Below are 11912 nucleotides of genomic sequence, written 5' to 3' on the forward strand. Positions count from 1 at the left end.
ACCTATCGTGTCCCGGCACATACGGCCATGTAATGGCCGGCACGACAGATCTGCCGTGCTGCTGAATCTGGCGATGTGCGCTGCCCGATCGCCGCGCCCCGGCAGTGCCGTTCCGTTCACGGCGCTCCGTCGCAGCAACCCGGCCACGTCCGGGCCGTGCGCCGCCGGAGGGGGCATGCGCACGGCGTGGCGGGGTCGGGGCGCCGGGGGGCTGGGTCATGATCGGCCGCGTGAAGACTTCCGGACGTCTGGCCGCCTTCGCGGTCGCGGGCCTGCTCGTCGCACTCCCTGCGTGCTCGGGGTCCGACGGCCGTGGCGGCGGTGGGGCGGGTGCTCGTACCGGCGCAGAGGCGAGGGCGGGTGCTCGTACCGGCGCGGACACTGCTCGGACGGGGGCGGCCGGCACGGTGTTCCGGGGTGGGCACCCCGCTGCCGCAGGTGCCGGTGACCGGTACTTCCCGGAGCTCGGCAACGGCGGCTACGACGTCACCCACTACGCCCTGACCCTGGACTACGACCCCGGCAGCGGCCACCTGGAGGGCACTGCGGAGATCACCGCGAAGGCCACCGAGGACCTCAGCGCCTTCAATTTCGACCTCCTCGGCTTGGAGGTGCTGAGCGCCACCGTCGACGGCCGCAAGGCGGGGGTTCGGCAGGACGGGCAGGAGCTGACGCTGCAGCCGCGCGATCACCTCAGGAAGGGCGCCGCCTTCCGCGCGGTCGTGCACTACGCGGGCACGCCGGAGTCGATCACCCACGACCACGGGTGGCGCGAAGGCTGGTTGAGGACGGACAACGGAGCGGTCGCGTTCGGTGAGCCGACAGGTTCGATGTCCTGGTTCCCGGGCAACCATCACCCCTCGGACAAGGCCTCGTACGACATCACCGTCTCGGTCCCCAAGGGGTTGCAGGCGATCTCCAACGGGCAGCTGCGCGCCCGGCGCACCAGCGGCGACCGCGCCACCTTCCACTGGCACCAGGCCGAGCCCATGGCCAGCTATGTGGCGACGGTGGCCATCGGCAGCTACGACATCAGGACCTCCCGGACCCGATCGGGCGTCCCGGTCGTGTCGGCGATGGACACGACCGCGAGCGTGGACGAGGACGGAGCGGTCCTCGGCCGGTTCCCCGAGATCATGGAATGGGCCGAGGGGAGGTTCGGTCCCTACCCCTTCTCCGCCGCCGGGGTGATCGTCGATCAGGCGGCCGATGTGCCCTACGCCCTGGAGACCCAGACCAGGCCGACCATTCCGGCCGACGTGTTCCACACCACCAACGTGGTGCACGAACTGGCCCACCAGTGGTTCGGCAACTCCGTCACCCCGCGGACCTGGCGGGACATGTGGCTCAACGAGGGCTTCGCGACCTATGCGGAGTGGCTGTGGACCGAGGACCACGGCGGGGCCAGCGCCCAGGAGCACTTCGACCGCAACCACGCCAAGGCCGCGGACGACGACGCGTGGGACTTCCCGCCCGCCGAGCCGCCGAGCGCCTCCGACATCTCCGGCCAGCCGGTGTACGTGCGCGGCGCGATGGTGATCCACAGGATCCGCCAGACCGTAGGCGACGAGGCCTTCCGTACCCTGGTGCGGGGCTGGACCCTGAGCCACCGCCACGGCTACGCCTCCACGGCCGACTTCACCGCGTACGCGGAGGCCAAGACCGGCCGGGACCTCGACTCGATCTGGGACTCGTGGCTCGACGGCGACGGTAAGCCCGCGTGATGGGTCGACGCGGTGTCAGGTCTTGATGCGCCGGCGGGCGGTCTCGACGAGCTTCATGTACTTGTTCCAGTTCCACACGGGCCCGGGGTCCTCGTGAGTGGACTCCGGGACCTCGATGTGGCCCAGGATGTGGTCCCGGTCGACCGGCACGTCGTACTTCGCGCAGATCGTGGCCGTGAGCACGGCGGATGCCTCGTACATCCCGTCGGTGTAAACAGGCTGGTCGATCCAGCCTTCGTGCTCGATACCGATGCTCCGGTGGTTGTACCAAACACTGCCGGAGTGCCAGGCGACGTCGCGCTCGCGCACGCACTGGGCGATCCGGGTGCCGGTTGAGCTGATCACGTAGTGCGCGGACACGCCCTCGGTGGGGTCCTTGAACATGGCGAGCATCATCGGCAAGGTGTCCGTTGTCAGGTGAATGACGACGTATTCGATGGGATACGCCTCGGGACGGTCGGAGGGCGTGTAGTTGGACTCGGAGGCCTTGACCCACACGGCGGGGGCGTAGTCCAACAGGGCCTCCCGCCGCCGGGCCGCGGGAGGCCCGGCGGCGGCGACGGGGGCCTTGCGCACCCGGCTCGGCAGCGCAGCCTTCACCTTCTCCTCGGGCCCCATCAGCCGGGGCAGCCCGAGAGCGGCCAGAGCCGTACCCCCCGCGCCGGCAGCACCCCACAACAGCCGTCGGCGGCTGAGCGGACTGTCTTCCATGGCCACTCCTCACGAGGTCGAGCAGACGGAGGACGACACGCCGTGAATCGTGACATCACGATACATAGGCCGCGCATCCCGCAATCTGATCCTTCACCAGTGTCCGCACCCCAGCAAGCCGATCCCCCACCAATCGGCGCACACCCGTGCTCCTGACCGGGACCGTCCCCGTCGGCAGGCGCCGCCCGGCAGGGGCGGGCGACGACGGGAACGGCCGCGTTCGTGCGCCGTGCCCGCGCCTCCAGGAACCCGCCGGTCAGGACGAACAGCGGTACGCCGACCGGGGCTCGTCGGCCTCGGGGACGTCCTGCGTCCGGGCAACTACCGGGCCGTCGACCGTCTCCGGCAGCTGGGTGTGGAGCCGATCCTGGCAGGCCGGCCCGCCGACGCCCGGGCCCGCAGCGCCCAGGGAGGAAGCGAGCGATGGCCGATTCCGCTCGACGGGAAGTGGCGGAGGGCTGGCGGCCGACGCGTCCGCGCCTGCGCGAGGCGTACCTGACCGTGGCCGATACCGTGATCGCGACCGGGCCGGTGGGCGACACACGTCGCTCAGACTTCGCGGCGACGCCCCGCCCGCGGCGACATTTTGGACCAGGCGACCGACCCGCCCCTGGGTGCCCGCGTCGCGGCGAGGACGCCGGCGCCGGCCTGCACCGGTTGACCGAAGCTCTGGCCCGCAGTGCCCGCCTCGATCCCGACCACCTCGCCGACGCCCTGCTGACCCGCCTCGAAGTGGCCCCCGGCGCCCACGACGACATCGCCTTGGTCGTCGTGCGCCTATGACCCCGCGCAACGACCACCTTGGTGTCACCAATTGATCGCAAGGATCGCGTCAGCCGCGGAATGCCCCTCCGCTGAGGTGGCCAGGGGAAGCTCCGTCCAGACGGCCTTGCCGTCCCGGGTGTAGCGGGTACCCCACCGTTCGGTGAGCGCCACCAGGAAGAGACCGCGCCCGCCCTCAGCTTGTTCTTTATCTACCAAGATCTTCCAGGTCTGCCGATGGCGTTGAGGGTCTCGGGGCGTTTGACGGTTTTGCCGACGTCGTAGCGAGGTGCCCGGTGCTTGTTCTTGGCGCCGGGCGGACGTCCGGGGCCAGTGCCGGTGGGTTTGGGAACATGGGTCGGGCAGGCGAGATGAGCGCGGATGTTCCTGAACCCCCGGCGGACCCGGGCCGGGGTGAGTCGGTCGGTGGCAGTGGGTTTCTCCCAGGGCCGGCGGAGGTCCTCGGCGAGCGGACGGGCAAGCCGGAGCTGGGTGTGGGCGACGATCAGGATCCAGGTCCAGCGGTCCGCCGCCTCGGGAGCACGGAGCTTCGGGGTGGTCCAGCCGAGTGTCTGTTTCGCGAAGCGGAAGGTGTGCTCCAAATCGAAGCGGCGTAGGAATGCCCGCCAGCAACGGTCGACATCGTCCGGGGCGGCGCCGGTCTTCGAGGACCACAGCCACACGGGTGGGGCGTCACGTTCTTTCGATAGGTGCTCGACCTCCAGACGGATCAACGTTCCCTCGACCAAGGGAAGTTCACCATCGTGGTCGAGCCAGGCCGAGCGGTGGGTGAGTCGGGGGTGGACGCGGTCCCATGCCTGAGTTCTGGCCTTGCCGTAGTTGCTGGTGTCGGTGGCCGTGGTGATCGCGGGCTCGGGCCAGGTCTCTGGCTTGGTGAAGTGGAACTCCGGTCCGTGCTTGGGTGGCCGGCCGTTGATGCCGTGCATCCTCGGCGGTTTCGGCAGGCGCATAACGCGGCCGGAGCGGACTCGACCGACCAGCTCGACCGGGAGATCGCGCAGGACCCAGGCCAGGCGGGTGACGTCGTATCCGGCATCGCTGACGATCACGATGTCCGGGGCGCCGGCCTGCCACTGGCCCGCGGCGATCAGTCGTTCGACGACACCTCGCAGCTGGTCGGCGGTGACGGCGGTCGCATCGTCCACCGGTCCGAGCCGGACCGCGTCCAGAATTGCGGTCCAGGAGGTGGCGCCCGGCTCCAGCACGGCGACGAAGGAGTAGGGCCAGCCCGGGATGAACTGGGAGGCTGTCTTCGCGCGGCCGTAGACGTGGCAGAACAGCCGCTCGGCCGAGCAGGGAGCGTCCGAGCGAAGCCACGGCGACACATCGACCGCGAGCACCAGCCGCCCGCCCGTCGAAGCGGTGCAGCGGTAGCCCGGCCAGCACCGTCCGCAGCCGGTCCAAGTCGATCCGGCCCTGGTTCAAGCCGCCGTACATCGCTCCATGCCCACGACGGTGCTCAGGCAGCAGCGTCAAGTCCACCGGGGATTTCACCGCACCGTCCGCACACAGCACGGCGTCCACCAACTCGAACAACTCGTCGCGCCGAGCGGTCAGACACTCGTAGAACTCGCCCCGGAAACGTGACGCTTCCGCGAACGCTTCCCTCCGGACATCACCAGGCAGCAGACTCACCCTCACGGCCTTCGTCTTGGTCACGTGCACCTTGGTCGGAGCACATGATCTGATGGAGGTCGCCCCCGCGTCCGGTGAATGCCCAGGTGAGCGACCCAGTTCGAGACGCCGTTCGAGGCTGGAATGTTGCGTGCCAGTGAACCTTGACCGATGGCCACCGCAGAATGATCACGGTCCCCCAGTGATGACGGCTGCCTTATACATCAATGGTGTTTCGAGCGTGCTCGACAAACTGACTGCGCTTCGAGGCAGCGTGGTCCAGGAAACGCCTGATCCGCTGGGACTCGGGCACGGCGACGGGGCTGCCAGGACTCTGCCCCAGGGTGGCCGAGTGGACGGCGGCGATGCAGGCCGAGAGTGATCGGGAAAGCTCTTCCGCCATGCGCGCCAGTTTCTCCGGCCCTTCGATCTCCACCGTCGCTTGAGCGCCTGCAAGCCCGTCGTGGAGCATTGCGCGGGCTTGGACGACACGGTCGCGAGTAGTGTCGAGACCGGCATTTGGCCTGATCAACTCGGCATCAACATCCTTCAGCATCTTGTACACCTCGTCCGCCTTGGCGGTGAACGCCGAGTAGGCGTCGCGGCGAAGCTGCCTGCGCCAGTGCCGATGCTCTGCCCGGACCTGGCGTTGCGCTGACATGCCTGCGACAGCGGCCGCAAGCGTCGTACCGGCCACGCCTACGGCGGCACCCACGACCGCGGCTATCCCTGAATCCATACGGGGATTCTGACCGCCGCGAACCATGCACGGAGGCAGTTTCGTATCCCAGCAACGGCATACCTGCGGACGTAGCACCGTCCAGACCTCGATGGCACACGCTCAAGGTTCACTGTCATGGGTCACGGAAGATAAAGAACAAGGTCAGTGCCTGTACCAAGGCGGCGCCGCGTGACCCCGGTGCCGCGCTCGGACGCTTCACCCCGCGCCCGGTTCCGCCCGCCATCACGGTGGCCGACTTGAGACCGCAGGCCACGAACGGGACCGGAAAGGACTGCGCGCCACTCACTGACCGGCCACCACATCACTGACCGGTAATCTCCCCACCCCCGGTCACACACCCGAAAGCAGCCAAACCGCAGGCAGAGCCCAGCTCCAACCACACCGGCTGTGAACCACCACGGGGCCAGGTGTGAGCATGTCCGCGCCTTCGGCCGGCCGGGTCATTCTTGGTCCGTCCGGCCCCGCAGCCGAGCCGCGCTCTTCGACTGCGGGCAGGCTGGCATCAGGGGGCTGGCGCGAGCACAGAGGAGGATCCCCAGTGGTGCTGCGGCCTCCGGTACAGCCAATGCTGGCGCAGGCCGCCGAGACGCTCCCGCCTCCCGGGGTGCTCCGGGATCCGGCCTACGAGCAGAAGTTCGACGGTTCTCCAGACACTCAAATGTGTCTCACCTACTGGTGCCGTCGTTTCAGGAGCCTGTGCGCGAGGGTGGCCACGGGAGTTTGGGCGCGTTCTTCGTCGTACACATGACGATGTGCGACCCGTTTCTTCAGGTGAAGGCGATCGGTACGTTGCGCGGGGTTCCGTCCTTGGCGACGTAGGCCAGGCGGGTCACGTTACGGGCTAGCAGCTCCTGGCTGATCGGGCGGTTCAGAACCTCGATGATCTCGTTCGGCTGCATGGTTCGGTTCCTCCTTCTCAGCGCAGTTGCTCGGCCAGCCCGACGATGATGCCCTCCGGGCCGCGGATGTAGCAGAGCAGATAGCTGTCCTCGAACCGGGCGATCTTGCCGACGAGTTCGGCGCCGTGAGGGCGCAGGCGGGCAACGGTGTCCTCGAAGTCGTCGACGGCGAACATGACGCGGTGCGTGCCCATAATGTTGTGCGGCCGGTTGCGCGGCCCGGCGCTGATCACCGCGGGGCTGCGGTACTTCGCCAGCTCGAGCCGGCTGTGACCGTCCGGGGTCCGGACCATCGCGATGTCACAGCGGACGCCGTCGAGTCCGGTGCACTGGTCGGCGAAGAGGCCCTCGACCTCCGCCCTGCCCTCCAGCTCCATACCGAGTTCCACGAAGAACGCGATGGCGGCGTCCATGCCCTCGACGACGATGCCGACGTTGTCCATCCGCTGAATCGCCATGCTGGTTTCTCCTTCTTCCTCGTGCGGCCGGTGGTGGCCGCTGATGTCCCTGGGACGGAGCCGGTGGCACGTTCTCGACATCCGCAGACCCCGTACTCAGTCGTGTCCCCAAACCTGCTCAGTTGATCTACCCACCTATGGAGTGATCTTGATCGGCGTGTTGAACTGGTGTCGGCCTGTGGGTGGAGAGCCTGGGCGTGCCTGACGGTCGGCCTGCTCGGAGGTCCGGATGCTCACGCGAATGAGGAAGACGTGGACGCTCAGGCTCTACGTCGCCAGGTCGGTTACGACGAGTTCGGCAGCGCGAAGGGGGTCGCCGTCCGCGCGTGCGAGCAGTGCCTCGACGTCGTAGATCGACGACCCGAAGGTGGCAACGAGGCTGAGGGACAGGTCCCGGTCGAAGCGCTCCATGTAGACGGCGGCGTCCAGGTCGGGGCGGAGCTGGTGGAGCGCGGAGACCAGGTCCAAGGCGGAGGCGTCCAACTGGGCCCGGTGCACCGGGTCGCAGGCGTTCACGGCAGCGGTGACCCCGGCGCCGTCGGGCTCGTACTCCAGCAGAGCCGGCAGCAGCTCGGGGACACCCATGATCTGCGCCGCGCTGAATGTGTGGACGTGCGCGCCCTCGGGATTGTCGAGCAGCTCCGCCAGCAGCGGGACGGTACGGGGATCGTGTCGCCGGGCCAGCCCGCGGATGCCTTCCTCACGGGCATCGGCATTCTCGTCGGTCGTCCGCTCCCAGAGCGCGGCCCGGATCGCGGGACTGTCGACCTCAGCCTGGAAGCCCAGGGTGAACGTCGCCCAGTTGCGGACATCAGGGTCCTGGTCGCGGGTCAGCTTGATGAGTGCGCGGATGTCCGGTCCGTCCGCCAGCCCCGTGATGACCCCTGCAAACGAGCTGGCCACTTGCCTGCGGACCTCGGCGTCAGGATGCCCGGCGAGGGAAACGAGAACGGGGACGGCGCGCTGGTCGTACGTCCTTTCGATCGCGCGCGCCAGGGACCACAGCACGCGGCCCTCGGTTTCCCGCTCCGAGTGGGCGACCAGTGCGGTCGCCGTCTCAGCACGGACCGCCTCGTTTTGATCGCTTGCATTGCCCAGCAGGTCACAGCCTGTCTCGCGCTCGATCAGATCATCGGAACCGATCAGCTCCAGGCCGATCTGCAGCGCCCCCGCCCAGTCAGCGGCCGCCCGCCACAGCAGCGTTCCGCACTCGTCCCAGTCATCCGTCTCGACAGCGGCACGCGCCGCCGCCAGCGCCTGCCCGACCAGCTCCGCCACCGTGCCCGTTTCCATCCGGGCATTCTGGTGCACGAACCGCGAATACACGTGGGAATTGTCAGAGGCAGGGAACGGCAGCACACACCGCCGACAAGCGAAGGGCAACCACGGCGGACGGCCGAAGGCCATCGACGACGACATGCTCCGTGTCTACTAGGCCGACAGCATCTGGCCCCCCACCCTCACCACATGGTCCAAAACCGGAACAGCTGAGGAAGACAAGCAGCTCTGGCCGATTTCAAGGCTGTGACCGCGCTTCCGTGATGACTACGGCTGGATGAGGATTCGGGCTCTCAGAACGTGGAACGAGGCTCGGCCGTACATCTGCCGCTTGATCGTTTTGATGCAGCTGACGTGGCCTTCCACGACGTCGGAGCTGTATTGCAGGGTTAGGCCCGCGGTGACGGCGTCGATGTCGAACTTCATGAACCGGGCGAATCCGCGGATCGGCTGGGGCGCGTCACGCTCCACTTCGCTGATCCAGTCGGGCAACAAGTGACCTGTGCGTTCGCGGACCAGGGCGGTGAACCGCTGCGCGATCTCGCGGGCGCGGGCGAAGTCTGGGCAGGCCAGGCAGACGTCGCTGAGCCGGACCTCGTCGTCTTCACTCAACGACTCAGGGCGGCGCATGATCCAGGATGTGATCGCGCGTGAGCTCGGAGTCGGTGCGGTTGGGGGTATGGCAGTGCCGTCTCGGAGCGTCGCGACGTATCGGCGGACGGTCTGAACGGCGCCCCCGAATCCACGCTCGCGGACTTCGCGGAAGAGCCGGCTGGCGTCCGTGTAACCGTTGAAGAACCGGGCTTGCAGGTATGGGTGGAAGGGGGTGAGGAGCCCCGTTCGACGATGCCGGGCGGACTCGATGAGCACGGCGACATCGGTGTCCCGGAAATGCCGCACCGTTTTGCGGTCCATGCCCAAGCGGCGCGCGATCGCGCTGATCGTCCATCCTTTGTCCACCAGCTCGAGGATGTCGGCGTGCCGGTGGAGGGTTCGCTCGACGATGGCGGTCTTCGGTAGCGCGGCCGGCTGATCCGGCACCCAGGTGTCAGGAACCGGCGCGTCAGGTTGAGCCCGCTCTTGGGCGTGTTTCCGCAGGCAGCTGCGGTGCTGGTGACATGTCTTCTCCACCACAACGGACAGGTTCTGCAGCAGATGCCACCGGTCGGCCACCTCGATCGCCCCGGTGCCGGCCTGCTTGATCTCGCGTGTGTAGCTGGTGGCCCGGTCCCGGCAGATGACCTCCGCTCCGGGATGGGCCTCCAGCCAGGCAAGGAAGGTCTCCGAGCTGCGGTCGGGCAGAACATCGAACGGCCTGCCCTGTTCCACGTCCACGAGCACCGTTGCGTAGGTGTGGCCACGCCGGAAGGCGCGAAGTCATCCACCCCCAGGATCCGCGGGGCCCGGGCCGGGACCACCGGCGCTGAGAGCAGGCGAATGAGTGACGTCCGTCGGCCGGACAACGCCAGCCGTCGGCAGAGACGTTCTCCCGGACGGCCCCCAAGCTCCACGGCCACGAGACGGGCAAGGTCACGCATGGCCACAGACGACTGACCGTGTGACCTCGTGAAACCTTCGATCTGCTCAACGAAAGTCCGTCGGCGGCACATCGGCACGTCACAGAGGAACCGCCTCACCCGCAGTCGGACGAAGACCTCTCGACCGCCGTCAGGCTGGTCAGCCAGCCGCCGCCAGTACCGGCTGTGGACCCTTCGTGCACCGTTGCCACAGTCCCGACAACGCCCAGGAGGACCAGTGCCAACCGCGTCCACAACAGGGTGCGGCCCGCGACATGCAACCGCTCGATCCTCAGCTCGATCCCCGGAAACAGGACATCCGACAGCTCACGCAACCCCATACAGAAGTCTTGCCGCGACGAAACGATCCGGCATGCCAGCCCCTGCGGTCGCGATCAGCCTGAGCAGCGCGGGACTCCGTGCACATATCCTGAGCTGATGTACGAGACCTCAGCGGCTCTGGCGACCGCCCGCTGGCCGCTCGCCGCGTCCGCGGAGACCGACGGGCTGCGGGAACTGGCTGACGACGACGGGCTCACCGGGTTCATGCCGCCGGCGCTGCCCGACGCGGCCTGGGTGCTCCACTCCATGTACGAACACGAACTCGGGCCCTTCGACATCTCGTACGTCGAGTACCAGCGGGCCTTCCTGAACAGCAAGAGCGCCGGCCCCGAGATCATCCCGGGCCTAGACCCCGCGGAGGTATTCGCCGATCCCTCGGACACCTTCGCCCCGTCGAGAGGCGAGCACCCTGGACCACGCTGGCGCCGCCTGCGCTGGGCAGAGCTCGCCCGGCGGACCGGAGATCCCGTGGCCGCCGAGGGCCGCCTGCCCTGCCACACGTCCTTCCCTTCGCTCCGCGAGCCGGGCGGCTGGCCGGTCGGCATCACCGGTCCGTCCGAGGGCAGCCTGAACCGTGCCGACTGGAACCGGCTGATCGAGATCCTCACCGAGCACAGCCCTCAGGGCGCGGACACCCGCTGCCTCGCCTACTACACCCCGCTGGGCCAAGGGGCCGAGGACTTCGACAACCTGCACGTCCGGGCCGGCCGGCTCGCGGACGCCAAGGCCTTGTACGACCACCCCGACGAAGAGTGGTGGACGCCGTCCAACCTCTGGGCCCACGACCGGTCCTGGGTCCTGTGCACGGACTACGACTTGTGGGCCACTAAGCTCGCCGGCCCGGCCCCACTCGTCGAAGCCCTCCTCGACGACTCGGAGATCGAGGCCGTACGACTGCCCTGGGCCCGCTGATTCGACCGCCCGACGTGGGAACGGCCAGGCCGTGACGAATGGCGCCTGCAGTTGGCCGCACCGGACTTGAGTTGGCCGATCGCGCTCAGCGTCAGCTACGAGGTTCTGACCGCGCTTCTGCGAAGGTCCGCCTGCCAGTGGCCACGAGTGCTTTGTACGCGGAGTCCCCGCTGCTCAGGCGGCTACCCGGTCTGCACGTGGGCCGCCTTTCTGGCGTAGTCATCACGGAAGCGCGGTCACAGCCGCGATTGGCTCTGCCCGGAGTTCCATGAATGGCTTGCTCGCGCGTTGGCCGAGGGGGGCCGGTCGGTAGGATCTGCTGGTGACGAATGAGCCCGTGGTCCAACTTCCGGAAGCCGAGTATCGCGACGTGTGGGACCGCTTCTACGCGGAGTTCGCCTTTCGGCCCGGCATGAACCCAGCCACATGGCCGGCGATCAAGGAGCCCGTCAACTCGGTCACTTGGAGCTTGAGCTCCTTGGACGATGACCCGGCCTATGAGCGGCTCGACCGACTTGTTGAGGTGGTCGAGCAGGCACTGACGGCCTGCGTTCCTCCGCAAGACACATTGTTCGCGCTGGACTGGCAACACGTCTCGTTCCGCTTCTCACCGCATCTCGTTGGAGGCTCCGGGCGGGAGAGGTGGCCTTTGAGCCCGTATCCCGATGGCGACTACTACATCTACCTCTCAGAGGACTTCCTGACCGGCAGCTTCGGGCACCCCTGGGAGCAGTCACTGTGCCTATTTGGGCAGGATCTCCTCGATGTCGCATCAACGAACATCGATGGCATCCTGGGCCCTCCGGTCCGCAGGTCTGGCCTGCCTCCCCGTCGCGCGTAGGGCGTAGAAAGTTGTACCAGCTTTCAATCCACTCGAATATCGCGGTGCGGGTGACGGTCCGGTTGGGCCAGGGACGGGTCTGTACGGTCAA

Annotated in this window: 8 protein-coding genes and 4 pseudogenes; 4 read left to right on the forward strand and 8 right to left on the reverse strand. The window is 67.9% G+C overall.

Annotated elements, in window-relative coordinates; translation table 11 throughout:
• Positions 1-218: 218 nt before the first annotated feature.
• On the forward strand, positions 219-1724 hold the full coding sequence (locus J7I97_RS36940; RefSeq protein WP_214944453.1) for a M1 family metallopeptidase: 1506 nt from the start codon (positions 219-221) through the stop codon (positions 1722-1724).
• 15 nt (positions 1725-1739) lie between these two features.
• Here J7I97_RS36940 and J7I97_RS36945 read toward each other — a convergent pair whose 3' ends face one another.
• On the reverse strand, positions 1740-2435 hold the full coding sequence (locus tag J7I97_RS36945) for an N-acetylmuramoyl-L-alanine amidase (RefSeq protein ID WP_251051654.1): 696 nt from the start codon (positions 2433-2435) through the stop codon (positions 1740-1742).
• Between the two features lie 657 nt (positions 2436-3092).
• Between J7I97_RS36945 and J7I97_RS36950 the strand changes: the two genes are divergently transcribed.
• Entirely contained in the window at positions 3093-3218 is a 126-nt protein-coding gene (locus tag J7I97_RS36950) for a hypothetical protein (protein ID WP_374103787.1), read from the forward strand.
• A 191-nt stretch (positions 3219-3409) separates the two neighbouring features.
• Here J7I97_RS36950 and J7I97_RS36955 read toward each other — a convergent pair.
• The 7 genes and pseudogenes from J7I97_RS36955 to J7I97_RS40570 form a co-directional block, all read right to left on the reverse strand.
• Positions 3410-4853, reverse strand: a pseudogene (locus tag J7I97_RS36955) (NF041680 family putative transposase).
• A gap of 196 nt (positions 4854-5049) precedes the next feature.
• Positions 5050-5571, reverse strand: coding sequence for a hypothetical protein (locus J7I97_RS36960; protein ID WP_214944455.1), 522 nt, complete (start codon positions 5569-5571; stop codon positions 5050-5052).
• Between the two features lie 773 nt (positions 5572-6344).
• Positions 6345-6473 (reverse strand): annotated as a pseudogene (locus J7I97_RS39750) (pyridoxamine 5-phosphate oxidase); the annotation flags it as partial.
• Positions 6474-6490: 17 nt separating this feature from the next.
• The gene (locus J7I97_RS36970) at positions 6491-6931 is read right to left on the reverse strand and encodes a VOC family protein (RefSeq protein WP_214944457.1); all 441 of its coding nucleotides are present in this window, start codon (positions 6929-6931) and stop codon (positions 6491-6493) included.
• A 267-nt stretch (positions 6932-7198) separates the two neighbouring features.
• Positions 7199-8224: a HEAT repeat domain-containing protein gene (locus J7I97_RS36975; RefSeq protein ID WP_214944459.1), complete on the reverse strand. Its 1026-nt coding sequence runs from the start codon at positions 8222-8224 to the stop codon at positions 7199-7201.
• A gap of 252 nt (positions 8225-8476) precedes the next feature.
• Positions 8477-9568 (reverse strand): annotated as a pseudogene (locus J7I97_RS36980) (ISL3 family transposase); the annotation flags it as partial.
• Positions 9569-9837: 269 nt separating this feature from the next.
• A pseudogene (locus J7I97_RS40570) lies at positions 9838-9981 on the reverse strand (transposase family protein); the annotation flags it as partial.
• 183 nt (positions 9982-10164) lie between these two features.
• On the opposite strand from J7I97_RS40570, the gene J7I97_RS36990 reads away from it, so the two are divergent.
• Positions 10165-10980 (forward strand): hypothetical protein, encoded by an 816-nt coding sequence (locus J7I97_RS36990; protein WP_214944463.1) that lies wholly within the window; start codon positions 10165-10167, stop codon positions 10978-10980.
• A 322-nt stretch (positions 10981-11302) separates the two neighbouring features.
• Positions 11303-11821 carry a DUF2716 domain-containing protein gene (locus J7I97_RS36995; RefSeq protein WP_308369373.1) on the forward strand — a complete coding sequence of 173 codons (519 nt, stop codon included), beginning with the start codon at positions 11303-11305 and terminating at the stop codon, positions 11819-11821.
• Positions 11822-11912: the final 91 nt, after the last annotated feature.

This window comes from Streptomyces sp. ISL-87 (assembly GCF_018614095.1).
In the GTDB taxonomy this organism is placed as follows: Bacteria; Actinomycetota; Actinomycetes; order Streptomycetales; family Streptomycetaceae; genus Streptomyces.